We start from the raw sequence: 26,201 nt of genomic DNA, 5'->3' as shown, positions 1-26,201 counted from the left end.
GGTCGGTGGCGCCCTCGGCGCGGGCGGCGGCGACCTGTTCCTCGGTCACGTCCCTGCCGCTGCGTTGCACGGAGGCCGCGATGCGCAGCAGCGCCCGCATCTTGGGTGTCACCGGCGCGGTGTCGAGGTCGGCGCGCACCTGCTCGACCAGGTCCATCCCCTCGGGGAGCTGCGCGGCGGCGAAGGCGGAGTGGGAGGAGGCGCAGAACCGGCACTGGTTGAGCGACGAGACGTAGGCGGCGATCAGCTCGCGCTCTCCCCTGGTCAGCGTGTGGGCCGCGCGCAGCAGCACCTCCGCCAGCGCGTTCATCGGCGTGGCGGTCTCGGGCCGGTAGCCGAACAGGCCGATGATGCCGGGCTCCTCGGTGGGCAGGGTGATATGGGGCATCCTCACTCCTCGGACTGGCGGGCGGGCGGGAGGCGACAGACGGGGACGGCGGGGATCGGGACGATTCCGGACCGGTCGAATAGCGATTTCCGGCGGTATCGCGAGAAGAAACGGCCCGCCGAATGCTCATGATCCTTACTCCTCCACATCGATGTCAACGGGCGATTCGGGTGTGTCGGTGAATCGCCAGGTCCGGGCCGTTTTCCTGGTGGGGTTAGCGCACTCTGGCCTTGTGGTAAGTCCGTTCTCACCGCGATATTCGCTGACACTGTTCGAGGCACGGCGCCGGCACAATCACCCGAATAGGCCAACCCCAATACGGAGGGTGCATAATGTCGGAACACCCCAATGTGATCGTGGTGCGGGAGAGCTACGACGCCCTGGCCAAAGGAGACCTCGATTACCTCAGGGGTACCCTGCTCGCCGACGACGTGGTATTCCACGTCCCGGGCCGCGGCGCCCTGGCCGGCGCGTACCGGGGCAAGGACGAAGTGGTGAACTATCTCGCCCGGCTCGGTGAATTGTCCGAGAACACGCTGGGATACGAGCCGGAATCATTCCTCGTCGGAGACGACAGGGTCGCCGCGGTGGTCCGTGTCCGGGGTGAGCGCGGCGACCGCCGCCTCGACGACCACGGCGTCCAGGTGTTCCGCGTGGCCGAGGGGAAGATCACCGAACGCTGGAGCTACCCCTACGACCCCTATCTCTTCGACGAGTTCTCCGCCTGACGCCGTCTCGTGGAGGGCGGCCGGGCGGACCCGGCCCGGCCGCCCCACCCTCATCCCGCCGCCGCGAGGGCCTCGGCCAGCACCGCCACGTACCCCTGCGTGAGCCTGGCCCGTTCGAGATAGTGCTCCGGGTCGTCGGAGGCCACCGTGCCGAGGCCGTCGACGTACCGGTTGAACATGCAGAAGGCGGCGGCGATGAGGACGGTGTCGTGGATTTCCAGGTCGGTGGCGCCCTCGGCGCGGGCGGCGGCGACCTGTTCCTCGGTCACGTCCCTGCCGCTGCGTTGTACGGAGGCCGCGATGCGCAGCAGCGCCCGCATCTTGGGTGTCACCGGCGCGGTGTCGAGGTCGGCGAGCACCTGCTCGACCAGGTCCATCCCCTCGGGCAGTCGTACGGCGGCGAACGCGGCATGGGTGTGGAAACAGAATCGGCAGCGGTTCAGCGCGGAAACGTAGGCGCCGATCAATTCGCGTTCTCCGCGGCCGAGCGTGCCGTCCCCGCGTAACAGGACGTCCACCAGTTGGTTCATCGGCAGCGCGGCCTCCGGGCGGAACCGGAAAAGGCCGCGAACTCCGGGCTCGTCGGTGGCGAGGGCGATATACGGCCGGGTGCCTCCGCGGTGATTGGTGTGCTGCGGGCCGGTCCGCGCGCCCTGTCGTGGAGAAGGGACGATGGACAGCTCCGTGGCGACGTTGGGACGTGCCGCGGGCGTGACTGCGTGTGTCATTTCCCTGACTTTCTCCTCGTGGTTTTCCTCCCACCATCAACAGTGCGAAGAGAAAGGCGGGACAACCAGGCGAAGGCGGCTCAGCAAGATGTCCGCCGCTGGCATTCTTCTGTCAATTCCCGAACTTGACGGCGTTTCTCCTGGGACGGAACGCTCGTCCCCGGTAGGACCGGTGGCTCCCGTCAGGCGGGGACGGGCACGTGGGCCGTGCTCCGGCGGCGTTCGGCCTCGGCGCGGGTGGTCGCCTCCCGGACCGGGCGCCGCACGAGCATCCCCACCAGCGTGGCCGCGGCCGCGCTGCCCAGCCCGATGACCCAGCCCGCCGGGCCGAGCGGCCGGCAGCCGAAGACCGTGCTGACTCCCGGCACCGTGACGATGAACCACAGGACGGCCAGCGACGACAGCGACGCGAGCACGATGATCCTGTCCCGGCCGCCGCCCGCGAGCGTCTGCAGCAGCTGCGCGGACACGAGCGCGACCAGGCCGACGGTGTCCGCGCGCACGCGGGTGCCGGTCATGCGGCCCAGGATCCACGCGGCCGTCGCCGCCGCCGTCGTGACCGCCGCGCGCAGATAGATGTCGCGGGTCAGCGACGCGCCCAGCGACGCCTCCGGGCCCTCGGCGAGGAGCTTGTCCGGGTCGGTCGAGGCGGGCGGCCGTACGGCCACCGCCATGGCCGGCACCATGTCGGTGAGCAGGTTGACCAGCAGGAGCTGCCGGGCGTTGAGCGCGCTGCCGCCCGCCAGCAGGTTGGACCCCACGGTGAAGGCGATCTCGCCGATGTTGCCGCCGAGGAGAATGCTCAGCGCGTCGCGCACCGAGGTCCACATCGCCCTGCCCTCGACGATGGCGTCCACGATCGTCTCGATGCGGTCGTCGGTGACGACGAGGTCGGCGGCGGCCCGCGCGGCGGGCGTCGCCCGCGAGCCGAGGGCGATGCCCACGTCGGCCGTGCGGATGGCGGGCGCGTCGTTGGCGCCGTCTCCGGTGACGGCGACGACCTCTCCCGCCCGGCGCAGGCACGTGACGATCCTGGCCTTGTGCGCGGGCGTGGTCCTGGCGAAGACCGCCACGTCGGGCAGCACCTTGGTCAGCGTCTCGTCGTCCAGTTCGTCCAGCTCGGGGCCGGTCATGACGCGCTGGCCGTTCAACGCGTTCAGCTCGACCGCGATCGCCTCGGCGGTGCTGGGATGGTCGCCGGTGACCATGACGATCCGCACCCCGGCCCGCGTCAGGCGCCTGACGCTCTCCGCGGCCGTGGACCTGACCGGGTCGGCCAGGCCGAGGAAACCGAGGAAGCACAGCTCCTCGATGCGCGACTCGTCGAGGTCGCTGCGGTCCGAGGCGGGCCGCTGCGCGACGGCGAGCACCCGGTATCCCTGCCGGGCCAGCCGTTCCACCTCCTGCTCCAGCTCCGCGCGTACGGTCTCGTCGCAGCGGACCGGACCGGTGTCGCGGTGCACGGTGGTGCAGTGGGTGAGCACGATCTCGGGGGCGCCCTTCACACTGAGCAGGTGTCCGTGCTCGGTGCGGCCGAGCACCGCGTGGTAGCCGCGGCCCGGCTCGAACGGCATCTCGTCCACGCGCTCCCAGCTCTCGAACCCTTCGGCAGGCGTGACGTCCAGCCGCTGGGCGCCGTCGAGCACGGCGCGGTCGGTCGGGTGGGCGATCACCCGTCCCACGCCGGACTTGGGGCTGGCCCGTACGGCCGCGGCGAGGACGCGCCGCAGCCCGGCGTCCACCTCCTCGACCGGGCGGCCGGCACGCCCGTCCGACACGTGCCGCAGGCTGATGCGGCCCTCGGTCAGCGTGCCCGTCTTGTCGAAGCACAGCACGTTGACCCGGCCCAGGGCCTCGATCGTGGACGGGTTGCGCACCAGCGCGGCACGCCTGGACAACCGCCGCGCGGCGGCCAGCTCCGCCACGGTGGCGATGAACGGGAGCCCCTCGGGCACGGCGGCGACCGTCAGGCTCACGGCCGGTGTGAGCGCCGCGGCCAGCGACCGTCCGCGCAGGAGGTCGGTGACGAGCAGCACCACCCCGGAGGCGATCGAGATCGGCAGGATGCGGCGGCTCAGCTCCCGCAGGCGCAGCTCCACTCCCGTGGGCGGGCTCGGCTCGCCCGCGAGCCTGGCGCTGCGCCCCGACTCGGTCATGTCGCCGGTCGCGACGACCACCGCCCGTCCGCTGCCCGCCGCGATCGACGTGCCCAGGTAGACCATCGAGCTGCGGTCGGCGATGGCCGCCGCCACGGTCGGCGCGGCCGTCTTGGCGACGAGCTGGGACTCTCCGGTGAGCGTGGACTCGTCCACCTCCAGCCCGACGGCCTTGATGACGCGGGCGTCGGCGGGCACGGCGTCACCGGCGCGCAGCTCGATGACGTCGCCGGGCGCGAGCGCGTCCGTCGTCGTCTCGACGACTCCCTCGGGGCGGCGCAGCCGTACGAGGACCTCGGTCGACTCGGTCAGGCGGTGCAGCGCCCGGTCGGCCTTGAACCGCTGCACACCCCCGAGGAACGCGTTGATGACCATCACGCCGCTGATCAGCACGGCGTCGAGGGCCGAGCCGACGAGGGCCGATATCCCCGCACCGGTGGCGAGGGCGGGCGTGAGCGGGTTCGCGAGCTCCTCCATCGTGGCCCGGGCCAGCGAGTGCGGGCCCTCCGCCTTCTCCGGCGCGGCCTCGGCGCGGCGCCTGCCCGCCTCCTGCTCGGCGAGCCCATGGGCGGAGGAACGGAGCCGGGAGAGCACCTCGGCGGCGGACATGGCGTGCCAGGGGGTGGTGTCGGCGCGCGGCGGGGTGGGGACGCGTCCCGCGTTCTGCCCGGACCATTCGCCCAGCACGATGGCGGCCAGCGAGACGACGGCGCTCGCGAGCTGCGCCCGGCGCAGGGCCGTGGCGGCCGGGCCCGCGACGGCCAGCAGGGTGCCGACCACCGCGCCGGCCGCGCCGAGCCGTACGGCGTTCCCACTGGTGGCGCGGGCGCGGGGCAGACAGCGGAGGAACAGGTGGACCCCGTGCAGCTCGCCGGCCACGTCGGCGTCCCAGGGCACGACGCCCTCCGGGCCGGCGGCCTCCGGGACGACCACTCCCACGCCGATGTCGGCCTGGGCGAGCGCGTGCGCGGCGCCCCGGGACACGACGACCACGCAGCGGCCGTTCTGCTGCAGGTCGTACACGTGTCCGGCGAGTGCTTCGCCGCCCGGCAGCGTACGGCCGATCGCGAGGCGCTGTGCCAGGCCCTCGTCGCCGCCCGCGAGGAAGACGTCGCCGGCCGCCTTGGCCGCGCCGACGACGGGAACGGCCAGGGCGTCGATCTCCCGGGCGAGCCCGGCGACGGCGATCCGGGTGCCGTTCCTGGACACCTCCACCGCCCGCAGCCCGCGCGACCGCCACAGGGCGGCGTCCGCGACCAGGCCGTCGGGGTCGGGCAGCGGCCGGGCCGACCAGCCCTCCAGGGTCCGGGCGCGCCCGGGGTCGGAGAAGTCGATGAGGGAGTAGAGCCGGGAGTACAGCTCGTCGGTGTCCTGTCCTTCGAGCAGCGGCTCGACGCGGTCGATGGTCCACGAGCCGGTGGTCAGGGCGGCGGCGTCCAGGACGACGGTGTCGACGCGGTCCATCGTGCGCAGGCAGTCGGCGTCGAAGACGACCGTGTCGTGCTTGCCGAGCGCGCGGCTGATCGCGCCGGCGAACGCCTCGCGGCTGAGGTCGGCGACCCTGGGGGTGGCCGAGATGAGAACGGCGGCGGCCCGCTCGCCGCGGGCGAACACCCGTGCCACCGCGTAGGCGGCGGCGCTGATCGGGGCGACCACGTCCGCGTAGCGTTCGACCGGACCGTGCGGCAGGTGCGTGGGGCGCCGCCGGGCCTCGGCCCGGATGTGGCGCCAGGCCCCCGGGTGGGTGGCCAGCCGCTCCTCGAGCTCCTCCCAGGCGTACCGGCTGGCCCTCGTCTCGATGTAGCGGCTCACGTTCGCGAAGGCCTGCACGAACAGTGCCGTGGGGCGGAGCGTGAGCGTCTGGGTGACGAGGTTGGCGGTGGTGAACAGGGCCTCGGTGGGACGGCGCCCCAGCCGGAGGTCGAGCTGCTCGCGGATGGCGGGCGTGGCGTTGACCAGTTGCACCACCGCGGGGACGGCCGCCGGGAGCTGCGGGGCCCGCAACGCCCTGCCGAGGAAGATGAGCCCGATTCCGGCGACGCCGGCCGTCAGCCGTACGGTCGCCCGCAGGTGCTCCTCCACCAGGTGGACGGGACTCTCCCGGGCGTGCTCCTCCTGCCCGTCGAGCTCCGCGGTGACGGCCAGCAGCTCGTCCTGGTCGACCTGGCCCGGGTCGCAGGCGACGAAGACGGCGCCGATGCGGCCGTTGACCTCCGCGCGTGCGATGCCGTGAACGGCCTCCAGCCGTTCCTCGAGCCGTCGCGCGGCGGCCTCGGAGCCGGGCCGGCCGATCCCGCGCAGGTCGATGCGCACCCCACCGGGGCACAGGCGCACCTCGCGGGGGCACGGAAGCAGATCTCGGAACGGCTCGGGCAGCACGCCGCGCAGCAGGGCCGCGGACGTGTTGAGCACCCGGTTCAGGATCACATCACCCCTCCTCGCGAGAGTCGGGGGGAACTCACGGATGAATCCCGTCTAAACCCGTATGAAGGCTCAGACGCTGGTCATAACGGTCGTACGACCGTCGTCGGATACCTTTCCTCCATCCGGAGCACGAGAAACGCGGGATACGGGAAACCCGGGAGACGAGAAGCCGGGAGAACGGCAGACGCACCGCCCGCGATCGGTGCGGCCGACGGGCCCGTGGAACCGAGGGGTCAGCCGACGGTGAATGCGGGCCAGTCGAGGAGGGCGAGCAGCCTCCGCAGCGCCGGCGTGGCGTTGCGCAGCCGGATCGGCCGGCCCAGGGGCATGTCGGACAGCAGGGCCAGGGCGCGCAGGCCGTAGAGGTCGATGAACTGGAGTTCGGCGACGTCCACGGATCCCGTTCCCGGCCTCGCCCACTGCCTGTGGAGGGTGTCGGCCAGCGCGTCGCCGTTGGTGAGATCGATCTGTCCGATCAGCCGTACGGAGCCGTCGTCGGAGGCGCGTACGGTCAGTTGCTTGTCGAGATAGAGCAGGTTCTGCTTGTGCAGAGCGGATTCGAAGGACCTGTTGATGGTCATCATGTCGGAGCCGCCTTCCTGTAGAGGGGCAGCCACCTCCGAGCATCACTGTCGCTGCTCGCCGATGTCAACCGAAGCGAGGTCCCCGCACCCACCCCGCCGATCACCGGCCCGCCGTCGCTTGGCCCCCGGCCTGCGCCGATGCCTGCCGGGTCGTACGGCGGGGCAGTGACGTATTTCACGTTTATCGCCCCGGACGATTTCTCAGGGCTTGTGGGCGACGGCGCCGACGAACGTGTGGTAGGTGATGCCGCGATCGACGAACTCGCCGGGATCCGGCCGCCACTCGGCGAGCGGCACCAGGCCGGGCTCGAGGAGCGGCAGGTCGCCGAAGTAGGCGAGGATCTCGTCGCGGGTGCGCCACCGGCCCGTGCCGAGGTTCTCGTTGAACAGCTTCTCGGCCGACGTGGCCTGCGCCGACACCTCGGGCATGGCGGGCCCCGGGTTGTGGAAGTGGGACAGCGCCACATAGCTGCCGGAGGGCAGGGCCGAGCGGAAGCGGGCGGCGATGCCCTGGGGGTCCTCGTGGTCGTTGACGTGGTGCAGGATCGCGAACAGCAGCAGGGCCACCGGCTGGTCGAAGTCGATGAGCGCCCCTACCGCGGGGTGGTTCAGGATCGACTCCGGGTCGCGGATGTCCGCCTCGACGACGGTGGTGCTCCCGTTCGTGGCGAGCAGCGCCCGGCCGTGCGCGAGCACGATCGGGTCGTTGTCGACGTAGACGACCCGCGCCTCCGGGGCGACCTCCTGGGCCACCTCGTGCACGTTGCCCTGCGTCGGCAGGCCCGAGCCGATGTCGAGGAACTGCCGGATGCCCGCCTCGGCCGCGAGATGGTGGACGACGCGCCGGAGGAAGGCCCGGTTCGCGCGGCCCGCCGCGGGAGCGTCCGGCGCGATCTTCAACGTCGCCTCGCCCACCTGCCGGTCGATGGCGAAGTTGTCCTTCCCGCCGAGGAAGAAGTCGTAGACACGGGCGATGCTGGGTTTGCTCGTGTCGATCCTGGTCGCCGCCTGCTCGTCGTTCGCCGGGGCACCGCTCACGTGCTGGTCGTCGTCAGCCATGATCCGTCCTGCTCCCTCGCTGTACGGGTCCAGATCGCGATCATGGTAAGGCCCGCGAGGGCCGAGAGGGAGATGTTTGCGATAACTGGCATGAACGGGTCGGTCAACGGACGAGGCCGGGCGCATCGGACCAGTCGGACCAGCGGGCCCGCCGGGGTGGGTCGGCTCGAAGCCGGCCGGGTCGGTCCGGGTCGCGCGCGGTCGACCGTTGAGCGGCCGTCGAGGGGACGGCCGCCCACGATCGCCGGATCAGACGCTGACGCCGACCCCGCCGCGTGTCTGCGCGCCGTACCGCTCCAGCTCCTTGGCCAGGTCGAGCGGCCTGATCTGGCTGCGCCCCGCCAGGGTCTCCTCGGTGAGCAGGTCGGCGGGCACCAGCCAGGAGACCTCGAACTCCAGCCCGTCCGGGTCCTTCGCGTAGAGGGCCTTGGTGGTGGAGTGGTCGGAGGCGCCGACCAGGGCGTTCAGCTCCGACAACTTGGTCGCGATCCGCTGCAGCTCGGCGAGCGTGTCCACCTCCCACGCGAGGTGGTAGAGGCCGACCGTCGCGCGCCCGGCGGACGACGGTCCCGCCTGCGTCCCGATCTGGAACAACCCGAGGTCGTGGTCGTTCGAGGATCCTTCGGCCTGCAGGAAGGCGGCCCCGGGGAACGCCTGCACGACGCGGAACCCGAGGGCTTCCTGGTAGAAGGCCACGCTGCGGGAGACGTCCCGCACGTACAGCACGGCGTGGTTGAGTCGCTGGACCGGCATGACGCCCTCCCGAAAACTTGAACTCTCAAGTAAGTGTACATCGCCGGGTCTCCCGGAAACTGTCGGCGGCAGGTCGTACGGTGGCCAGCGGCAGAGCCGCCAGGGGGTGGCGAGCCGCCCACCGGCGTTCCGTACGGCGCCGCAGTGGGCGGTCGGGTAGCGGCGCCGGCGTCGAGGCCGGCGGAGGGGGGCGTCATGATCGTCGACAGGGCGACGCGGGAGCGCGAGGACAACCTGGTTCTGTTCCGGGCGGTGCACGAGGTCGCCGTCCGTCACGCCGGTGCGCCTTACCACCAGGTGATCGCGGCGCTGACCTCCGGCCTGCCCGGCACGCCCCGGCTGGCCGCCGACGAACTGCGGCGCATCGCCGAGGAGATCAGCCTCGGCCGCGATCCCTCGGGCCTGTGATCCCGGAATGCCCGGTGTGTCCTGTGAGCCCCGGTTGCGCAACGGCCGCAGGGACGGCCATAGGGATCTGAGCGCGCTCGGGCCCTTCGGCTTCGAGCGCGGGCAGTACGAGGCCGCGCTGCGGGGCACTCAGCGGACCATTCAGCGGCCCATTGAGCGGACCACTCAGTGGGCCACTCGACGGGACGGCGGCGCTCACTAGCCCTGCAGGAGGGCGGCGGGGTCGGCCATGACCTGCTCGATCACCTGGCCGGCCGCGCCGAGGGCGGCGGCCTCGGCGCCGAGCCGTGAGACGACCACGGGCGGCACGGCGCCGCGCATCTGTCCCAGGTGGGCCTTCAGCGTGTCGGCGACCGTGTGGCCGATCCAGGGGAAGAGCGGTGCGTAGATCCCGCCGAGGACGATGGCGTCGGGGTCCACCAGGTTGACCGCCGACGACAGGGCCACGCCGAGCGCCCACGCCGCCCGATCACACGCGGCACGTGCGTTCTCGTCGCCCTCGCGGAGCCGGGAAAGCACCCACGACAGGCCCTGCTGCGCGGGAAGGAGCGTCTCCGGCGAGGGCGACGCGGACGCCACCGCCCCCTCCGCCCGGATCGTCCGTCCCGGAGGCGGTGCCGTCCGCCCGTGAGCGTCCGTGACCCCCGTCCCGTCGCCGTCCGTCCAGCCGCCGTCCGTGGCCCCTGCCTCGCCGCCGTCCGTGGCCCCTGCCTCGCCGTCGTCCGCCTCGGAGGCGGTGCCGTCCGCCCCGTCATCGGGTGGCGACTGGGCCGTCGCCCGGGCTGTGCCGTCTACCGGGGCCCCTGCCCCGCCGTCGCCCGGCATGCCGGAGGACGCCTGCGTCCTCTCGCGCGCCGCACCGATCGCTTCGTCCGCGCCTTCGCGCGGCTCGTCCGCCGGCACCCGCCCTAACGCCCCCGCCTGACGCGTGCCCACGGCGGGCCCGGCCGACGAGGCGGCGCCGCGCACGGCGGTCAGGAGGGCGTCCTGCCCGGCGTACTGTTCGAGGCAGCCACGGCCACCGCAGCGGCACGGCGGGCCGCCGGGGGAGACGACGATGTGCCCGAGCTCGCCGGCCAGGCCGTGCGCGCCCCGGAAGAGCCGGCCGCGGACCACGAGACCGGCGCCGATGCCGATCTCCCCCGACACGTGCAGGAAGTCGGGCAGGCCGGACCCGAACCACAGCTCGCCGAGCGCGGCCAGATTGGCCTCGTTCTCCACACCTACGGGGAAGGGGAACCGCAGGAGCGAGGCCAGCGGCACGTCGCGCCAGCCGAGGTTCGGCGCGTTGTGGACGACCCCGCTGGTCATGTCCACAGGACCCGGAACGGCCAGCACGCCGCCGACCACCCGCAGGCCTTTCTCCACAGCTTCGTCCACAACCGTGGCGGCCAGATCCCCAAGTCGAGCGATCACATCCACAGGGGCCGCGGTCCGGTTGTCCACAGCCTGTGTACGGCGCAGCCGTACCGTCCGGGCGAGGTCGACCACGCACACCGCGAGATAGTCGACGTTGACCTCGAGCCCGAGGGCGGCCACGCGCCGCCCGCTGATCCGGATCTCGACCCCGGGCCTGCCGCGCTCGCCGTCGCGCACGGTCCCGGTCTCCACCACGAGCCCGCCCTCGATCAGGTCGGCGACGAGCTTGGACACCGTCGTCTTGGTCAGGCCGGTGATCTCGGCCAGGGCGGCGCGCGTCACCGACCCGCGGGCGCCGACCGCGCCGAGGACGAGCGCCAGGTTCCGGGCGCGCATCGCGTCATGCCGCAGGGCCTGCGTCATCGCACCTCCTCGCCCGTGTTGCGCACCACCCGTAACGCGGGCGTCATCGCGCTCCTTCACGTGTGTCCCGTCTCACACCCTGCGGCCCGCGTCATCACATCCTCCACTGAGTGGCGTTGATAACACCGACACACCCTCTTGACCGTACGGCTTGTCTCGTCCGATATTTAGTCCACAACATAGACTAATTCGGAGGCGATTCATGTACACCCCCACTCCCGAGGACCGATTCACGTTCGGGCTGTGGACCGTCGGCTGGCAGGCGCGCGACCAGTTCGGCGACGCGTCCCGGGCCCCGCTGGACCCGGTCGAGAGCGTCCACCGCCTGGCCGAGCTCGGCGCGTACGGTGTGACCTTCCACGACGACGACCTCCTCGCGGTGGAGCCGGACCGGGCCAAGGCGATCGAGAACCTCAAGAAGGCGCTGGCCGACACCGGCATGAAGGTGCCGATGGCCACCACCAACCTGTTCACCCACCCGATCTTCAAGGACGGCGGGTTCACCAGCAACGACCGCGAGGTCCGTCGCTACGCCCTGCGCAAGGTCATGCGCAACATCGACCTCGCCGCCGAGCTGGGCGCGAAGACGTACGTGTGCTGGGGCGGCCGTGAGGGCGCCGAGTCCGAGGCCGCCAAGGACGTGCGGGTCGCGCTCGACCGCTACAAGGAGGGCTTCGACCTCCTCTGTCAGTACGTGATCGACAAGGGCTACGACATCCGCTTCGCCGTCGAGCCCAAGCCGAACGAGCCGCGCGGCGACATCCTGCTTCCGACCATCGGCCACGCTCTGGCGTTCATCAACTCGCTGGAGCACCCCGAGATGGTGGGCCTCAACCCCGAGACCGGCCACGAGCAGATGGCCGGCATGAACTTCGTGCACGGCATCGCCCAGGCGCTGTGGCACGGCAAGCTGTTCCACATCGACCTCAACGGCCAGCACGGCCCGAGGTTCGACCAGGACCTCATCTTCGGCCACGGCGACGTGAAGAACGCGTTCTTCCTCGTCGACCTGCTGGAGAACGGCGGCTACGACGGCCCGCGCCACTTCGACTACAAGCCGCTGCGCACCGAGGACAAGGAAGACGTCTGGGAGTCGGCCGCGGCCAACATGCGGACCTACCTCATCTTCAAGGAGAAGTCGAAGGCCTACCGCGCCGACCCCGAGGTGCAGGTGGCGCTGGAGGCCAGCAGGTACAACGAGCTGGCCCAGCCGACCCTCGCCGCCGGTGAGACGTACGAGGACGTCCTCGCCGAGTCGATCGACGTGGACGCGGTGGCGGAGCGCGGCTTCCACTTCACCCGGCTCAACCAGCTCGCGATCGAGCACCTCCTCGGCGTGCGCGGCTGAACGGTTCAGTGAGAGCGGAGGGACGACTGTGACGCTGGTCGCGGGGGTCGACTCGTCGACCCAGAGCTGCAAGGTCGTCATCCGGGACGCGGAGAGCGGGGCCCTCGTGCGCGAGGGCCGCGCCCCCCATCCCGACGGCACGGAGGTCCATCCCGAGCACTGGTGGACCGCGCTGCAGAGCGCGATCGAGCAGGCGGGCGGCCTGGCGGACGTCGCCGCCGTCAGCGTGGGCGCGCAGCAGCACGGCATGGTCTGCCTCGACGAGGACGGCGAGGTGGTCCGGCCCGCACTGCTGTGGAACGACACCCGCTCGGCCGGGGCGGCGACCGACCTGGTCGCCGAGCTGGGCGGCCCCAAGGCGTGGGCCGAGGCCGTCGGCAGCGTTCCGGTGGCGTCCTTCACGGTGACCAAGCTCCGCTGGCTCGCCGGGAACGAGCCGGACAACGCGCGCCGTACGCGGTCGGTGTGCCTGCCGCACGACTGGCTCACCTGGCGGCTGGCCGGCCGGCCGGGCACGATCACGACGGACCGGGGCGACGCCTCCGGCACCGGTTACTGGTCGCCCGCGACCGGGGGATACCGGACGGACCTGCTCGAACTCGCCATGGGCTGGGTGCCGCAACGGCCCCGCGTGCTCGGGCCCGCCGAACAGGCGGGAACGGCCGAGCAGGGCGGCGCGCTGCTCGCGCCCGGCACGGGCGACAACATGGCGGCCGCGCTCGGCGTCGGCATGCGGCCCGGTGACGTGGTCGTGTCCATCGGCACCTCCGGAACGGCGTTCGCCGTCGCCGAGGGGCCGTCCGCCGACGCCTCCGGAGCGGTCGCCGGGTTCGCCGACGCCACCGGGCGCTACCTCCCGTTGGTCTGCACGCTGAACGCGGCGCGGGTGCTGGACGCGGCGGCCCGGATGCTCCGGGTCACGCCCCAGGAGCTGAGCGATCTGGCTCTGCGGGCCCCAGCGGGTGCGGACGGGCTGGTGCTCGTGCCGTACCTGGAAGGGGAGCGCACCCCGAACCGGCCCGACGCCACGGGTTCGCTGCACGGCCTGCGGCTGGGCAACTCCACCCCGGAGCACCTGGCCCGGGCCGCGGTGGAGGGCATGCTCTGCGGGCTCGCCGACGCGCTGGACGCCCTCGGCCTCGAGCCGCAGCGCGTGCTGCTCATCGGCGGAGGCGCCCGTTCCGAGGCCGTGCGCCGTATCGCGCCGACCGTCTTCGGGCGTCCGGTGCTCGTGCCCACCCCCGGCGAGTACGTCGCGGACGGTGCGGCCAAGCAGGCCGCCTGGCTGCTGTCCGGGGAACCGGAACCGCCGGTGTGGGACACCGGCGCGACCGAGCGGTACGAGGCCGACCCCACCTCCGGCCTGCGTGAGCGGTACCACGAGGCCGCGCAGGAGTGACGTCCCGGGTGGGGGCCCCGGAGACCCCGGGGACCCCACCCTGAGACGACCCTGACCCTTTCTCGGGGGGATCTACGCGTTGTCCCGGATGTTAGGAACGGGCCGTACGCGGGATTCTCAACTTATGGTCAAGAGGCTCTACCCCCTGCTCGCCGGCGGCGGCATCCTGCTCGCGGTCGTCACCGTGGTGACGGCGCAGGTGGGCGGGGACGCCTCCCTGAACCCCGTCTCCATGACGATCAGCCAGTACGCCGCCCGCGACGAGGGTGGCGCCATCGAGACGGCCATGGCCGTCCTCGGGCTGGCCTCGCTCGCACTGCTGGCCGGGATGCGCGCGCTCGACGCGCCGGTGGACGGCTGGCCCGCCCGCCTGATCGGCCTGTGGAGCGTCTCGCTCATCGGCGCCGCCGTGGTCCCGTCGGGCACGGCCTGGCAGGGGGACGTTCACGGCGTCCTGTCGGCGGTGGCCTTCGTGAGCGTGCCCGCCGCCGCGATCCAGCTGGTGGGCCGCCTGGGACAGGACGAGCGCTGGAAGGCCGCCGCCCGGCCGCTGGAGTGGCTGGCGCTCGCCTCCGGCCTCGGCCTGGCGGTCATCACCTACGTCGCGTTGCCGGGCCATGGCGTCATGATCGGCCTGGTGGAGCGCCTGCTCCTGACCGCCGAGGTGGCCGTCCTCGGAGTGCTCGCCGTACGGCTCGCGCAGCTCGCCTGGGGACCGTGGCTGAGAGAGCGTGCCGCCGGCCGGCGCGCCGGTTTCCTCGTCCACCGCTGACGAGGGAGAGCGGCACAGTGGGCCGCGCGGGCGCGGGGGCGCCGCGCGGCCCGCTGCTGTGGAAGCAGAGGTGCTGTGGAAGCAGAGGTGCTGTGGAAACTGGGGCCCTGTGGAAGCAGGGCGGGATGCTGTGGGAGCGGAGCGGGTCAGGGCTCGCCGAGCAGGTCGCGCAGGCGCTCGGCGTACGGCCGCCAGTCGAGGCCCTTGCCCGCCGCCCAGGCGTCGTCATGGCAGGTCGCGAGATGACGCTCGCCCGCGTCGCCGATCACGCTGACCACCTCGCCGCGCTCGCCCCGATCGCGCATCCGGGTGATCAGTTCGAGGGCCGCCCACAGGTTCGTCCCCGTGGCGGGGCCGACCGCGAGCCCGGTCGTCTGCCGGACACGGCGGGCGGCGGCCACGCTCGCCGCGTCGGGCACGGGAACGACCAGGTCGACGAGCTCGGAGTCGAAAGCGGGCTCCATCCGCGGCCGGCCGACGCCCTCGATGCGGCTGGGCATGCCCGTGGCGTAGTCCGGGACGCCGGTGGCCCAGCCGGGGAAGTACGCGGAGTTCTCCGGATCGGCCACGGCCAGCCTCCCCGGCAGGCCGTGACCCCGCAGGTGCCGGCCGATCGCGGCCGACGTGGCGCCGGTGCCCGCCCCGACCACGGTCCACCGGGGACAGCCGTCGAGCTGCCCGAACAGTTCGTCGGCCAGGCTCGCGCCACGCCAGTCGACCGCGGCGGCCGAGCGGTAGTGATCGAGGTGGTGACCGCCGATCTCGTCGGCCAGGCGGGCGGCCTTCTCGTACACGGCGAGCGGAGGATCGACGTACCGGCAGGCGCCGCCCAGCCGCTCGACACCGGCCCCGGACGACTTCTTCGGCATCACCGCGATGTACGGCAGGCCGAGCAGCCGGGCGAACCAGGCCTCGGCGACCGCCATGGGACCGCCGGTGGCGTCGACCACGGTCGTCCCCTCGGTGATCCGCCCGGAGGCGATCGCCTGGGCGAACAGGGCGCGGGCCAGCCGGTGCTTGAGACTGCCGGTGGGCTGCGCCGACTCGTCCTTCAGCCGCAGCCGCACCCCCCACTCCGGAGGCAGCGGGAAGTCGCGCAGCGGCGTCGTGCCCGCCTCCGTCCGCTCTCGGTCGAGGAGCGCGACGGCCTCGGCCGCCCACTTGGAGATCATGGTCGCACTTTAGTCACCGCCGGGCGTGGCCGGTCCGCGATGCCGGTGACGCGTCCCGCATGCCGGTAGGGCAGACTTGCGGCGCGGCCGGTGCAGGACCGGGGCCGGCACGCGGTCCCGGCCCCACCGGGCCGGTCAGCGTTGGGCGGCCGTCAGCATCTTGAGCGCGTGCTCCACGAGCGTGACGAGCACGACCTTGGCCGAGGCGCGGCGCCGTACGTCGCAGAGCAGGACGGGGACGTCGGGGTCGAGGTCGAGGGCGATCCGCACGTCCTCGGGCTCGTGCCGATCGGCGCCGTCGAAGCAGTTGACGGCGACGATGAACGGCGTGCCGCGCTGCTCGAAGTAGTCGATCGACGGGAAGCAGTCGGTCAGCCTGCGGGTGTCGGCCAGCACGACGGCCCCGAGCGCGCCGTAGGACAACTCGTCCCACATGAACCAGAAGCGCTCCTGTCCGGGGGTGCCGAACAGGTAGACCACGAGTCCTTCCCTGATGGTGATGCGGCCGAAGTCCATGGCCACGGTCGTGGTCGTCTTGGCTTCCACGCCGTCGGTGTCGTCGACACCGACGCCGCGGTCGGACAGCACCTCCTCGGTGCGCAGGGGGCGAATCTCGCTGATCGCGCCGACCAGCGTGGTCTTGCCGACGCCGAAGCCGCCGGCCACCAATATCTTGAGGGCGACCGGCTCCTCAGAGGGCGCGAAGGCCATTGATCACTTCCTTGAGAATGCGCTCGCTTGGCAGCGGCGCCACCTTGCCCGGAGCCCGTACGTCGACGAGCCCGAGGTCGTGCAGATCCCCGATCAGAACCCGGACCACGCCCAGAGGCAGGTCGATGTCGGACGCGATGTCCGCCACCGACGCGCCACGGCGCGCGAGCTCGAGGATCCGCCGCTGCTCGGGGCCCATGCCGGGGACGTCCCTCGGTGAGCCCGAGGTGGTCACCATGGTGATCAGGTCGAGCTTGGCCCCGGAGTGCCGCGCCCGGCCCCCCGTCAGCGCGTAGGGCCGGACCAACGGTCCGGCCTCCTCGTCCATCCACTGGGGTCCCGTCATGTGGCCGCCAATCTCATGGGGCGATTCGCCGCGGGTTGGTGGAAATGTGCTGCCCCACCCGCTTGACCAGCATCGCCATCTCGTACGCGATGTGCCCCACGTCGGCGTCGGAGGCGGCCAGGACGGCGAGGCAGGTGCCCTGTCCCGCGGCCGTGACGAACAGGAACGCGGCCTCCATCTCGACGATGGTCTGCCTGACTTCGCCCCCGCCGAAGTGCCGTCCGGCGCCCCGCGCCAGGCTCTGGAAGCCGGCCGCGACCGCGGACAGGTGCTCCGCGTCCTCCCGGCTCAGCCCCTGGGAGGCTCCCACGACGAGGCCGTCGGTGGAGAGGATCACCGCCTGGCGGACGGCGGCGACCCTGCTGATGAGATCGTCGAGCAGCCAGTTCAGTTCGCCGGTCGACGTCGCTTTGCCGGTCATTCCTCACCCTTTTCGCCGTGCGTGTTGTGTTCGTGGTGGCCGGGTGCGGCCACACCCGGCCGATCGGAGTCCTCCCGGCCCCGCAGCGCACCGCGCTGGAAGGCGCTGAACATCGCCCTCGCCTCCTCGGGCGACCGCTCCTCCACGGTCGGGGCGGACAGCGGCGGTCTCTGCGGGGACTGCGCCTGCTGGGGCTGCTGGGGCTGCTGGGATGGGGCCTGCTGATACTCGGAGCGAAGCTGCGGGGCGATGTTGGCCTGGCGAACCCTGCGCGGCAGGCCGGCATGGGTGCCGTTGGAGACGGACCCTCCGGACCGCTTCGTGCTGGTCCGCTGCGCCAGGCCGTTCGCCGCCACTCCGGCGGCCGCCGGCTCGGGGACGGGCGAAACGGAGGGCGGAACCGCAGGCGAAGCGGAGTGCGAGACGGAACCCGGAACCGAGGGCGGAACGCCGGGCGCGGCGGCCGGGCGCGGATTCTCGAAGCCGGAGCCGGAGCCGGAGCCGAAGGGCCGGGAGGAGAGGTCGTCGCGCGCCGCGGAGGGCACGGCCTCGGTCCGCAGGGCGGCCGGGGTGAAGAACGGGGACGGCTCGGACGCGTTCGGACGCTCCTCCGGATACTCCGTCTCCGCGCGATGGTCCACTGTGTCCCCGCGATGGTCCACAGTGTCCCCGCGAAGATCCGCGGTCTCCACGCGATGGTCCACCGTCTCCCCGCGGATACCCGCCGGAACGTCCCCGGCGACATCTCCGGTGATCGTACGGATCTCCCGGGGGTCGTGAGACGGGCGACCCGGCCCGAAGTCGGCGCCGAACGTCTCGCCGAGCGAGGCGTCGGTGTCGTCGCCGCCGGAGGCCAGCGCGAACTTGGCGTGGGCGCCGCGGCCGGCCGGGCCCGCCAGCGCCGCGGGCGAGTTCTCATCCACCATCAGGGCCCGGGGGATGAGCACGATGGCGGTGGTCCCGCCGTACGGCGAGCCCCGCAGGACCACGCCGATCTCGTGACGGGCGGCGAGCTGGCCGACGACGAAGAGCCCGAGCCGGTCGCTGTCCGCCAGGTCGAACTCCGGCGGGTCGGCCAGCCGTGCGTTGATCTCGTCGTACTCCTGCGGCATCAGGCCGAGACCGCGGTCCTCGATCTCCACCGCGAGCCCGTTGGCGACGATCTCCCCGCGCACCGCCACCTTCGTCTGCGGGGGCGAGAAGATCGTGGCGTTCTCCACCAGCTCGGCGATGAGGTGCACCACGTCGGCCACGGTCGCGCCGGCGATGGCGGCGTCCGGCATCGGGGCCATCGAGACGCGGGTGTAGTCCTCGACCTCGGAGATCGCCGCGCGGACCACGTCGATGATCGGCACCGGTTTGCGCCAGGACCGTCCGGGGGCGGAGCCGGACAGGATGATCAGGCTCTCCGCGTGGCGGCGCATGCGGGTGGTCAGGTGGTCGAGCCGGAACAGATCCTCCAGGCCCTCGGGGTCCTCGGCGCGGCGCTGCATCGTGTCGAGCAGCGTCAGCTGGCGGTGCAGCAGGGTCTGCTTGCGGCGGGCCAGGTTGAGGAAGACCTGGCTGACGCCGCGGCGGAGGGCGGCCTGGCCGACGGCGGCCTCCACGGCCGTGCGCTGGACGGAGCTGAACGCGTGCGCGACGTCCTCGACCTCGTTGGCCCCCGTCGCCTTGATCGGGGGCGCTTCCGCCTCGACGTCGACGTCCTCGCCCCGCCGCAGCTTCTCGACGACCTGCGGCAGCCGTACGTCGGCGAGTTCGAGCGCGGCGTCGCGCAGGCCGGCGAGGTCACGGGCGAGACGGCGGCCGAACCGGACGGAGAAGATGATCGTGGCGACGATGACCACGAGCCCGAGACCACCGGCGATCAGGATGCGGAGCATGATCGCGGTGGCCACCGACGTGGCGGAGCCGCTGAGCGCGTCCGAGGCCTTGACCCGGGCCGAGTCGAGCCTGACGATCAGCTGGTCGACGGTCGCCGACCACCTCTCGGCGTCCGCGGGCAGCGGCCCGCCGGAACGCACCTGGTCGACGATCTGGTTCTCCAGCGCGGTGAACCGGTCGAAGAGCGGCGAGGTGAGCACCTGCTCGTACGGCGCCCGCATCTCCCCGCTGAGGACCGGCCGGTTCTTGTTGTAGAGGAACCGCCGGGTGGCGACCCATTCGCTGAAGGCGTTCTGCTCCTGGGCCGTCATCGTGCCGCTGGCGAGCGCGCCGCGTACGAGGGCGTCCTCACGAGTGATCATCTCGTGCGCGTTGCCCATTCCCTGCATCGCGCTGGCCACCTGGAACGTGGCCAGGTCGGGCACGGAGACGAGCCGTTCGTAGAGCGCGAACAGGTCGTCCATGATCGCGTTGTACGACGTGATCGCGGTCAGCCTGTCGGCCCTGCCGAGCGTGACGGACTCCCTGACCGACGGCAGGCGGTCGAGGGAGGACAGCAGGGCGTCCAAGGGCGCCGCGAGCTCGTCGCTCATGGCGTCGCGGGTCGCCCCGTCGTCGGCGGACTTCCTGAACCTGTCCACGGCGGCCGTGGTCTTGGCCTGCTGCGCGGTGAGCGCGGTGGATCCGGTCTGCCCGCTGCTCAGCACGCCGGCGGTCAGCGCCCGCTCGGCCTGGATCTGGGTGCCGAGGTCGGTGGAGGTCACCCCGATAGTGTCGTACAGCGTCTTCGAGTTGAGGAGGACGAGGCCATCGCCAACCGTGAGCTTTAGGGCAAATCCCCACATAGCGCTCAACATGAGCAATGGCAGGAGCAGCAGTAAGAAGATCTTGAACCGAATCGACCGGTTTCTCGAACCCATGGCCACTCCTGCAGTGCTGGAGGCTCGCGCCGCATTTATGGGGGAATGCACCTCCGGAAGATCGCACAGAAGGCTAGCACCGATACAGTGCTGGCGCAGTGGGAGGTTTCGATGATTACTGTGATCACTGGGGCCGGTGCCGGAATCGGTGCAGCTTCTGCCCTTGATCTCGCTCGGCGAGGTCATCAAATCGTGCTCGTCGGACGCACTCCGGAGAAGCTCCGCGCCGTCGCCGACCGCGCGGAGGAGGCCGGTGGCGGCCGTCCGGACACGCTCGTCGCGGATTTCTCCTCCCTCGATCAGGTGCGCCGGCTGGCGGCCGAGCTGCTGGAGCGGTACGAGCGCATCGACGTGCTGATCAACAACGCCGGCGTCATGACGCCCGACCGCCGCACCACCGTGGACGGCAACGAGTGGATGATGCAGGTCAACCACCTGGCGCCGTTCCTGCTGACGAACCTGCTCCTCGACCGGCTCACGGCGTCGTCCGCCCGCGTCGTCACCACGTCGTCCCGGGCCGGGAAGACGGGCCGCCTCGACCCCGCCGACCTGTCCAGGGAACGGCGGCGCTGGAACGGCTGGCTGCAGTACGGCGACTCCAAGCAGGCCAACGCGCTGTTCACGGTCTCGCTCGCCGAGCGCGGCCTGGCCGCCACGTGCCTGCACCCGGGCGTCCTGAAGACCGGCTTCGCGGAGGGCACGTTCTTCATGAAGGTGGTGTGGCACCTGCCCGGGATGGGCGAGCCGGTCGAGGCCGGGGCGGCGCGGATCGTCCACCTCGCCACCCATCCGGACGGCGTCGACCATCCGGGCCGGTACTTCGTGAAGAACGCTCCCGTACAAGCGCCGAAGAACATGTCCGACCCCGCCCTCGCCGCCGCCCTGTGGGACGCGAGCCGTGCCGCCACCGGCCTGACCGCCTGACGGGCGGCGAAGAGTTCGGGCAGTGTTCGCCCGCGGTTGCGCCGGTGCTCACGGACGGGTGACTAGGGTCCGGCCGCATGACCGTGACCGCTCCCGCCCGCCCCTCAGGTGCGGCCGTCGCCCACTCCTCAGGTGCGGCCGTCGGCCGCGACCCGCTGCTGGACAACGCCAAGTTCCTCGCCATCGTGCTCGTCGTCTCCGGGCATCTCGTCGAGGAGTTGAGGGACGTTCCGGCGGCGCACGCGCTCTACTTCTTCGTCTACCTCTTCCACATGCCGCTCTTCATCGTCGTCAGTGGCTATTTGTCCCGAAATTTCACGTTTTCCCCCGGTAAGGCGCGCAAGCTCATCAGCGGCCTCGCGGTGCCGTACGTCATCTTCGAGGTGGCCTACTCGCTGCCCCGCTTCTTCCTGTACGGCAAGCTCGAAATCAGCCTGCTCGACCCGTACTACCTGACCTGGTTCCTGATGTCGCTGTTCCTGTGGCGGCTGTCCACGCCGGTCTGGCAGCAGTTGCGGCACCCTCTGGCGGTCGCGGTCGGGCTGTGCCTGCTGTCGGGCACCAGCGCCCTGCCCGACGAGCTGTCGATGAACCGGACGTTCGGCCTGCTGCCGTTCTACGTGCTCGGCCTCATGCTCACGCCGGAGCACCTCGACCGCCTGCGCGCGCGGCGGGCGAGGATCGCGGGCGGGGCCGTGCTCGCGACGGTGCTCGCCGGGGCGTTCGCCGTCCACACGCTCGTGCCGACGGAGTGGATCCGCTGGCGTCACTCCAACCACCAGATCGGCGTGGACGACCTGACCGGCACGCTGATCAGACTCGGCATGCTGGCGGTGGGCGCCCTGCTGGTGACGGCGTTCCTTGCGGTCACCCCGGGCCGCCGCACGTGGTTCACCGGCCTGGGCGCCGCCACGATGTACGCCTATCTGCTGCACGGGTTCGCGGTGAAGGTCTCCGAGCGCTTCCACGACGCCCTCGTCAACCCGCTCGGCGTGGCCGCCATGGCGGCCCTCGGAGCCGTCCTCGCGGCCCTGCTCTGCACGTCCCCGGTGCGCAGGGCGTTCCGATGGGCGGTGGAGCCCGACGTCTCCTGGGCCTTCACCAGACTGCGCCGGCCGGTGAAGAGGGAGCCCGCCGCGACGTAGTGGAACTTTGCGCAACGACCCTCCGTTGGCCGAAGTGATGGTGCAGAGTTGGGCGAATCGCACATCCGACGGGGCGGGCCACCGAAAACGGCTCTGTCACGGCACGGTGATACGGGGTAACGTGCGCATTCGCGGTGCAGCCAGGAGCGGTGGAAACGACGGGGTGACGCGGGTGGTCGGCAGACAGGGCAGGGTCACGGGCAAGATCGGGCCCGGCCTTGTCGGCGAGGTGATGGTGCCCATCCGCGGGGGTGTCGAGGCGTTCTACGCCTATCCAAGCCTCCCGGACGAGGAGATCCCGGTGGGGTCGATCGTCGTCGTCGTGGAGTATTCGCCCCCGCGCACCGTCTACGTCGCTCGTGCGGTCGTCTGACTCGCTCCCTCGCTCTTATCTCCCCCCACTACACGGAGGCTCCCATGTCCCCGGAGATCCTGGTCGTGGGCGGTGTGGCCGTTGTCGCCTTCATCGTCCTCATCCTCCTGTTCAAGGCCATCTGGCGGGTGGCCGAGCCCAACGAGGCGCTCATCATCTCGGGCCTCGGCGCCCACACGAAGAACGAGCTGGCCGACAGTCTCGGCTTCAAGATCGTGACTGGCAAGGGCACCGCGGTGCTGCCCGGCTTCCAGACCGCCCGCCGGCTGCGGCTCGACAGCCGGGCCACGAACCTGCAGGTCAACTGCGTGACGCAGCAGGGCATCCCGGTCCAGGTGCGCGGCGTCATCATCTACAAGGTGGGTGACGACTTCACCAGCATCGCGAACGCGGCGCGGCGCTTCCTCGACCAGCAGGACTCGATGAACGGCGCGATCCACGAGCTGTTCACCGGTCACCTGCGCTCGATCATCGGCAACCTGACCGTCGAGGACCTCATTCTCAACCGCGAGCGGCTCACCAGCGAGACCCGCAGCTCCGCGGCCGACGAGATGAGCAAGCTCGGCCTCGTGGTCGACTCGCTGCAGATCCAGGAGATCGAGGACGAGACCGGCTACATCACGAACCTCGGCAAGCCGCACGCCGCGAAGATCGCCGCCGCCGCGCGTATCGCCGAGGCGCAGCGCGACCAGGAGGCCACCGAGGCCGAGCAGGTCGCGGCCGCCAAGAAGGCCTCGGCCATCCGCGAGTCGCAGATCCAGCAGGCCGGCTACCAGGCGGAGGTGGACCAGGCGGCGGCCAAGGCCCGGCAGGCCGGCCCGCTGTCGGAGGCCACCGCGCGCCAGGAGGTCGTCGTCCAGGAGACCAGGGCCGCGGAGCTGGAGGCCCAGCTCGCCGAGCAGCGGCTCCAGTCGCAGGTTCGCAAGCCCGCCGACGCCAAGGCGTACGAGACCGTCACGCTGTCCCAGGCGGAGCGCGACGCGCGCATCGCCCAGGCCGAGGCGGAGGCCAGGGAGACCGAGCTGCGCGCCGCCGCTCAGGCGTCCCAGGTGAAGCAGGCGGCGGCGGCCGACGCCGAGTCGGTGCGGGTGCGCGGCGAGGCCGCCGCGTCGGCGACCAAGGCGACCGGTCTGGGCGAGGCGGAGGCCGCCAAGGCGCGGGGTCTCGCGGAGGCCGAGGCGGCCAGGGCGAAGGGTCTCGCGGAGGCGGAGGCCGCCAAGGCCAAGGGCCTGGCCGAGGCCGACGCGATCAGGGCCCGGTCCGAGGCGCTGCGCGAGAACCAGGAGGCCGTCATCGCCCAGCAGCTCGCCGAGAACTGGCCGCAGATCGTGGAGGCCGGCTCGAAGGCGTTCGGCAACGTCGACCACATGGTGGTCCTCAACGGCGCCCAGGGCATCGAGGAGATGCTGGCCAAGGCGCTCACGCTCGGCGGCACCGGCCTCGGCCTGGCCCGCTCCCTGCTGGCCGGCGGCTCCGCGCCCGCGGACTCCGGCGCGAGCGTGAACGGCGCCGAGCCCCCGGCCGCGAGGAACGCCATCGACACCACGTCCTGATCCCACGGCCCGCGTTCGTCCCCGTCCCGCCGGGACGGGGACGAACGCGTGTATGGAGGGAACATTCGTCGTGAGAGCCGGAGCGGTGTCGCCGCTGCGGGCGGTGGCGGTGGACGACTCGGCCGCTCAGCCGCGGGTGAGGTCCTGGAGGCCCACCACGCGCAGCAACTCCAACCGCTCGCGAGACCGGCTGCCCGGGCGGGCGGTGTAGACGACCAGCCGCTGGTCGTGCTCCGGGCTCAGCAGCACCTCGCAGTCCAGCTCCAGCAGGCCGACGACCGGATGCAGGAAGCGCTTGACGTCGGAGCGGCGTACGGCGATGTCGTGGGCGTCCCACAGTGCCGCGAACTCCTCGCTGTGGGCGCGGAGCCGGCGTACGAGTCCTGCCAGCCGCGTGTCGTCCGGGCGGCGGGCGAGCGTGGCGCGCAGATCCGCCACCGCCGCGCGGGCGGCGCGGTCACGGTCCCCGGGCGGGAAGAGTTCCCGCGCGGCCGGGTCCGTGAAGTAGCGCCAGACGACGTTGTGCTCCGCCTCGGGCCGGGCGGACACGTCACCGTGCAGCGCCCTGGCCATCGCGTTCCGCGCGAGTACGTCGCCGCGGTCGCTCACCACCTGGGCGGGAGTGTCCGTCAGCCGATCGAGGACGAGCAGCAGGCCGGGGCGGACATGCTCCGTGGCCGGTCGCCGGTCCCGCGGCGGCTCCTCGCCGGCCAGATGGAAGAGGTGGTCCCGTTCGTCGCCGGTCAGCCGCAGCGCGCGGGCGACGGCGGCGAGCATCTGGCGGGACGGGCGTGAGCCCCTGGCCTGCTCCAGCCGCGTGTAGTGGTCGGCGGACATGCCCGCCAGCTGCGCGACCTCCTCGCGGCGCAGTCCCGGGGTGCGCCGCCGCGCGCCCTGCGACAGCCCCACGTCGGCAGGGGTGAGCCGGGCACGGCGGCGACGCAGGAAGTCGGCCAGTTCGGTTCTGTCCACATCCCCACCATGCCCGGGACGCCGGGAGGCAGCCAGGGACCGCCCGTCCCCGGATGAGGGCGTCTCTCCCGCCGGCACCCGCGCCGTCGCACGCTGGGAGCCGGCTCGGCGGACCGCGCGGCTCCCCCACGGGGCGCGCACCTGCGGGAAAGCCCGTTACGCGGGTTCGCCGGCGCCACGAACGACCCGGATCCCTCGACGAAGGAAGCATGGTTCGCATGCAGTACCGCACGCTCGGCCGCACCGGTATCAAGGTCAGCCCATACGCGCTCGGCGCGTTGATGTTCGCCACGTCCGTCGGCAACCCCGACCCCGGCGACTCGGCCCGCATCATCCACAAGGCGCTGGACGCGGGAATCAACCTCATCGACACCGCCGACGCCTACGGCGACTCGGAGGAGGTCGTCGGCAGGGCGCTCATGGGGCGGCGGGACGACGTCGTCCTCGCGACCAAGGTGAGCCGCCCCATGGGTGACGATCCCAATCGGCAGGGCGCCTCACGGCGCTGGATCATGACCGCCGTAGAGAACTCGCTGCGCCGCCTGCGGACCGACCACATCGACCTCTACCAGATCCACCGGCCGGACCCCGCCACGGACGTCGAGGAAACACTCTCCGCGCTCTCGGACCTGATCCACAGCGGGAAGGTACGCGCGATCGGGACGTCCGCCATGCCGGCGGGCGACATCGTCGAGGCCCAGTGGGTCGCCGAGCGGCGCGGCCTGGAGCGGTTCCGCACCGAGCAGCCGCCCTACTCGCTGCTCAACCGCGGTGTCGAACGCGAGGTGTTGCCGGCCGCGCAGCGCTACGGAATGGGCACGCTCGTGTGGGGCCCGCTCGGGCAGGGACTGCTCACCGGACAGGTCCGCAAGGGGCAGCGGAACGAGCTCCGCCGCGCCGGCTTCCTCAAGCATGTCAACGACGAGCACCGCATCGAGGCCGTAGAGCGGTTCATCTCGCTCGCCCGGGAGGTGGGTCTGCCGCTGACCCACCTCGCCATGGCGTTCGCCATCGCCCATCCCGGCGTGACCAGCGCCATCATGGGGCCGCGCACCATGAGCCACCTCGACGACCTGCTCGCCGGCGTCGACGTCGCGCTCACCGACGACGTCCTCGACCGGATCGACGAGATCGTCCCGCCCGGCACCGACGTCGGCACACTCGACCAGGCCTACGTGCCGCCGGCTCTCCAGCGGGCGAGCCTGCGCCGCCGCCCCCTCGGCGAACGCACCGCCGCCTGACACCCGGCCA

Annotated in this window: 23 protein-coding genes; 10 read left to right on the top strand and 13 right to left on the bottom strand. The window is 72.0% G+C overall.

Annotated elements, in window-relative coordinates; all coding sequences use genetic code 11:
- Positions 1 to 388: carboxymuconolactone decarboxylase family protein (locus AB0J39_RS05320; protein WP_363462068.1), on the bottom strand; the 388-nt coding region annotated here is incomplete at its 3' end.
- 332 nt (positions 389 to 720) lie between these two features.
- On the opposite strand from AB0J39_RS05320, the gene AB0J39_RS05315 reads away from it, so the two are divergent.
- Positions 721 to 1,116 carry a nuclear transport factor 2 family protein gene (locus AB0J39_RS05315; protein WP_363462066.1) on the top strand — a complete coding sequence of 132 codons (396 nt, stop codon included), beginning with the start codon at positions 721 to 723 and terminating at the stop codon, positions 1,114 to 1,116.
- 50 nt (positions 1,117 to 1,166) lie between these two features.
- Here the strand turns inward: AB0J39_RS05315 and AB0J39_RS05310 are convergent, their stop codons facing one another.
- From AB0J39_RS05310 to AB0J39_RS05290, 5 genes are all read right to left on the bottom strand, one after another.
- The gene (locus AB0J39_RS05310) at positions 1,167 to 1,844 is read right to left on the bottom strand and encodes a peroxidase-related enzyme (protein ID WP_363462064.1); all 678 of its coding nucleotides are present in this window, start codon (positions 1,842 to 1,844) and stop codon (positions 1,167 to 1,169) included.
- 182 nt (positions 1,845 to 2,026) lie between these two features.
- Positions 2,027 to 6,427 (bottom strand): HAD-IC family P-type ATPase, encoded by a 4,401-nt coding sequence (locus AB0J39_RS05305; protein WP_363462062.1) that lies wholly within the window; start codon positions 6,425 to 6,427, stop codon positions 2,027 to 2,029.
- A gap of 230 nt (positions 6,428 to 6,657) precedes the next feature.
- Positions 6,658 to 7,008, bottom strand: a complete 351-nt coding sequence (locus tag AB0J39_RS05300; protein WP_363462060.1) for an STAS domain-containing protein — start codon at positions 7,006 to 7,008, stop codon at positions 6,658 to 6,660.
- Between the two features lie 201 nt (positions 7,009 to 7,209).
- Positions 7,210 to 8,067: an SAM-dependent methyltransferase gene (locus tag AB0J39_RS05295; protein ID WP_363462058.1), complete on the bottom strand. Its 858-nt coding sequence runs from the start codon at positions 8,065 to 8,067 to the stop codon at positions 7,210 to 7,212.
- A 249-nt stretch (positions 8,068 to 8,316) separates the two neighbouring features.
- Positions 8,317 to 8,820 carry a VOC family protein gene (locus tag AB0J39_RS05290; protein WP_363462056.1) on the bottom strand — a complete coding sequence of 168 codons (504 nt, stop codon included), beginning with the start codon at positions 8,818 to 8,820 and terminating at the stop codon, positions 8,317 to 8,319.
- 195 nt (positions 8,821 to 9,015) lie between these two features.
- Between AB0J39_RS05290 and AB0J39_RS05285 the strand changes: the two genes are divergently transcribed.
- The gene (locus tag AB0J39_RS05285; protein WP_363462054.1) at positions 9,016 to 9,228 is read left to right on the top strand and encodes a hypothetical protein; all 213 of its coding nucleotides are present in this window, start codon (positions 9,016 to 9,018) and stop codon (positions 9,226 to 9,228) included.
- 198 nt (positions 9,229 to 9,426) lie between these two features.
- On the opposite strand, the gene AB0J39_RS05280 is transcribed toward AB0J39_RS05285, so the two are convergent.
- A complete protein-coding gene (locus tag AB0J39_RS05280) occupies positions 9,427 to 11,010 on the bottom strand; it encodes an ROK family protein (protein WP_363462052.1) in 1,584 nt (527 codons plus the stop codon).
- A 202-nt stretch (positions 11,011 to 11,212) separates the two neighbouring features.
- Between AB0J39_RS05280 and xylA the strand changes: the two genes are divergently transcribed.
- The 3 genes from xylA to AB0J39_RS05265 all read left to right on the top strand — a co-directional run bounded on the left by xylA (position 11,213) and on the right by AB0J39_RS05265 (position 14,529).
- Complete coding sequence (gene xylA, locus AB0J39_RS05275) at positions 11,213 to 12,358, top strand: xylose isomerase (protein ID WP_363462050.1); 1,146 nt, start codon at positions 11,213 to 11,215, stop codon at positions 12,356 to 12,358.
- Between the two features lie 28 nt (positions 12,359 to 12,386).
- Positions 12,387 to 13,757: a xylulokinase gene (xylB, locus tag AB0J39_RS05270; RefSeq protein ID WP_363462048.1), complete on the top strand. Its 1,371-nt coding sequence runs from the start codon at positions 12,387 to 12,389 to the stop codon at positions 13,755 to 13,757.
- Positions 13,758 to 13,881: 124 nt separating this feature from the next.
- Positions 13,882 to 14,529, top strand: coding sequence for a DUF998 domain-containing protein (locus AB0J39_RS05265; protein WP_249350561.1), 648 nt, complete (start codon positions 13,882 to 13,884; stop codon positions 14,527 to 14,529).
- Positions 14,530 to 14,675: 146 nt separating this feature from the next.
- Here the strand turns inward: AB0J39_RS05265 and AB0J39_RS05260 are convergent, their stop codons facing one another.
- The 5 genes from AB0J39_RS05260 to AB0J39_RS05240 form a co-directional block, all read right to left on the bottom strand.
- A complete protein-coding gene (locus AB0J39_RS05260; protein ID WP_363462046.1) occupies positions 14,676 to 15,701 on the bottom strand; it encodes a pyridoxal-phosphate dependent enzyme in 1,026 nt (341 codons plus the stop codon).
- A 135-nt stretch (positions 15,702 to 15,836) separates the two neighbouring features.
- Positions 15,837 to 16,412 carry an ATP/GTP-binding protein gene (locus AB0J39_RS05255; RefSeq protein WP_363462044.1) on the bottom strand — a complete coding sequence of 192 codons (576 nt, stop codon included), beginning with the start codon at positions 16,410 to 16,412 and terminating at the stop codon, positions 15,837 to 15,839.
- Positions 16,393 to 16,758: a DUF742 domain-containing protein gene (locus tag AB0J39_RS05250; protein WP_169985556.1), complete on the bottom strand. Its 366-nt coding sequence runs from the start codon at positions 16,756 to 16,758 to the stop codon at positions 16,393 to 16,395. Before AB0J39_RS05250 ends, AB0J39_RS05255 begins: the two co-directional genes overlap by 20 nt.
- A gap of 13 nt (positions 16,759 to 16,771) precedes the next feature.
- Positions 16,772 to 17,179 carry a roadblock/LC7 domain-containing protein gene (locus AB0J39_RS05245; RefSeq protein WP_169949728.1) on the bottom strand — a complete coding sequence of 136 codons (408 nt, stop codon included), beginning with the start codon at positions 17,177 to 17,179 and terminating at the stop codon, positions 16,772 to 16,774.
- A complete protein-coding gene (locus tag AB0J39_RS05240) occupies positions 17,176 to 19,827 on the bottom strand; it encodes a nitrate- and nitrite sensing domain-containing protein (RefSeq protein ID WP_363462042.1) in 2,652 nt (883 codons plus the stop codon). Before AB0J39_RS05240 ends, AB0J39_RS05245 begins: the two co-directional genes overlap by 4 nt.
- A 267-nt stretch (positions 19,828 to 20,094) precedes the next feature.
- On the opposite strand from AB0J39_RS05240, the gene AB0J39_RS05235 reads away from it, so the two are divergent.
- The 4 genes from AB0J39_RS05235 (at position 20,095) to AB0J39_RS05220 (ending at position 23,978) form a co-directional block, all read left to right on the top strand.
- Positions 20,095 to 20,907, top strand: a complete 813-nt coding sequence (locus AB0J39_RS05235) for an SDR family NAD(P)-dependent oxidoreductase (RefSeq protein ID WP_363462040.1) — start codon at positions 20,095 to 20,097, stop codon at positions 20,905 to 20,907.
- A gap of 77 nt (positions 20,908 to 20,984) precedes the next feature.
- Positions 20,985 to 22,052, top strand: coding sequence for an acyltransferase family protein (locus AB0J39_RS05230; RefSeq protein WP_363462038.1), 1,068 nt, complete (start codon positions 20,985 to 20,987; stop codon positions 22,050 to 22,052).
- 172 nt (positions 22,053 to 22,224) lie between these two features.
- Positions 22,225 to 22,425 carry a hypothetical protein gene (locus AB0J39_RS05225; protein ID WP_346227853.1) on the top strand — a complete coding sequence of 67 codons (201 nt, stop codon included), beginning with the start codon at positions 22,225 to 22,227 and terminating at the stop codon, positions 22,423 to 22,425.
- A gap of 44 nt (positions 22,426 to 22,469) precedes the next feature.
- The gene (locus tag AB0J39_RS05220; RefSeq protein ID WP_363462036.1) at positions 22,470 to 23,978 is read left to right on the top strand and encodes an SPFH domain-containing protein; all 1,509 of its coding nucleotides are present in this window, start codon (positions 22,470 to 22,472) and stop codon (positions 23,976 to 23,978) included.
- 126 nt (positions 23,979 to 24,104) lie between these two features.
- On the opposite strand, the gene AB0J39_RS05215 is transcribed toward AB0J39_RS05220, so the two are convergent.
- On the bottom strand, positions 24,105 to 24,950 hold the full coding sequence (locus AB0J39_RS05215; protein WP_363462034.1) for a helix-turn-helix transcriptional regulator: 846 nt from the start codon (positions 24,948 to 24,950) through the stop codon (positions 24,105 to 24,107).
- Between the two features lie 209 nt (positions 24,951 to 25,159).
- Between AB0J39_RS05215 and AB0J39_RS05210 the strand changes: the two genes are divergently transcribed.
- Entirely contained in the window at positions 25,160 to 26,191 is a 1,032-nt protein-coding gene (locus AB0J39_RS05210; protein WP_363462032.1) for an aldo/keto reductase, read from the top strand.
- The last annotated feature ends 10 nt before the right edge of the window (positions 26,192 to 26,201 follow it).

It is taken from the genome of Microbispora sp. NPDC049633, from assembly GCF_040675265.1.
Taxonomy (GTDB): domain Bacteria; phylum Actinomycetota; class Actinomycetes; order Streptosporangiales; family Streptosporangiaceae; genus Microbispora; species Microbispora maris.
The sequence above is the reverse complement of the archived record's forward strand: the minus strand, read 5'-3'. Positions and strand labels throughout refer to the sequence as shown.

Excerpts from the sequence above, each read along its gene's own strand:
- AB0J39_RS05220 (WP_363462036.1), top strand. The coding sequence starts at position 22,470 with ATGTCCCCGGAGATCCTGGTCGTGGGCGGTGTGGCCGTTGTCGCCTTC.
- AB0J39_RS05230 (WP_363462038.1), top strand. The coding sequence starts at position 20,985 with ATGACCGTGACCGCTCCCGCCCGCCCCTCAGGTGCGGCCGTCGCCCAC.
- xylA (WP_363462050.1), top strand. The coding sequence starts at position 11,213 with ATGTACACCCCCACTCCCGAGGACCGATTCACGTTCGGGCTGTGGACC.
- AB0J39_RS05210 (WP_363462032.1), top strand. The coding sequence starts at position 25,160 with ATGGTTCGCATGCAGTACCGCACGCTCGGCCGCACCGGTATCAAGGTC.
- AB0J39_RS05255 (WP_363462044.1), bottom strand. The coding sequence starts at position 16,412 with ATGGCCTTCGCGCCCTCTGAGGAGCCGGTCGCCCTCAAGATATTGGTG.
- AB0J39_RS05310 (WP_363462064.1), bottom strand. The coding sequence starts at position 1,844 with ATGACACACGCAGTCACGCCCGCGGCACGTCCCAACGTCGCCACGGAG.
- AB0J39_RS05295 (WP_363462058.1), bottom strand. The coding sequence starts at position 8,067 with ATGGCTGACGACGACCAGCACGTGAGCGGTGCCCCGGCGAACGACGAG.
- AB0J39_RS05250 (WP_169985556.1), bottom strand. The coding sequence starts at position 16,758 with ATGACGGGACCCCAGTGGATGGACGAGGAGGCCGGACCGTTGGTCCGG.
- AB0J39_RS05290 (WP_363462056.1), bottom strand. The coding sequence starts at position 8,820 with ATGCCGGTCCAGCGACTCAACCACGCCGTGCTGTACGTGCGGGACGTC.
- AB0J39_RS05315 (WP_363462066.1), top strand. The coding sequence starts at position 721 with ATGTCGGAACACCCCAATGTGATCGTGGTGCGGGAGAGCTACGACGCC.
- AB0J39_RS05285 (WP_363462054.1), top strand. The coding sequence starts at position 9,016 with ATGATCGTCGACAGGGCGACGCGGGAGCGCGAGGACAACCTGGTTCTG.
- AB0J39_RS05245 (WP_169949728.1), bottom strand. The coding sequence starts at position 17,179 with ATGACCGGCAAAGCGACGTCGACCGGCGAACTGAACTGGCTGCTCGAC.
- AB0J39_RS05235 (WP_363462040.1), top strand. The coding sequence starts at position 20,095 with ATGATTACTGTGATCACTGGGGCCGGTGCCGGAATCGGTGCAGCTTCT.
- AB0J39_RS05265 (WP_249350561.1), top strand. The coding sequence starts at position 13,882 with ATGGTCAAGAGGCTCTACCCCCTGCTCGCCGGCGGCGGCATCCTGCTC.
- AB0J39_RS05260 (WP_363462046.1), bottom strand. The coding sequence starts at position 15,701 with ATGATCTCCAAGTGGGCGGCCGAGGCCGTCGCGCTCCTCGACCGAGAG.
- AB0J39_RS05300 (WP_363462060.1), bottom strand. The coding sequence starts at position 7,008 with ATGATGACCATCAACAGGTCCTTCGAATCCGCTCTGCACAAGCAGAAC.
- AB0J39_RS05280 (WP_363462052.1), bottom strand. The coding sequence starts at position 11,010 with ATGACGCAGGCCCTGCGGCATGACGCGATGCGCGCCCGGAACCTGGCG.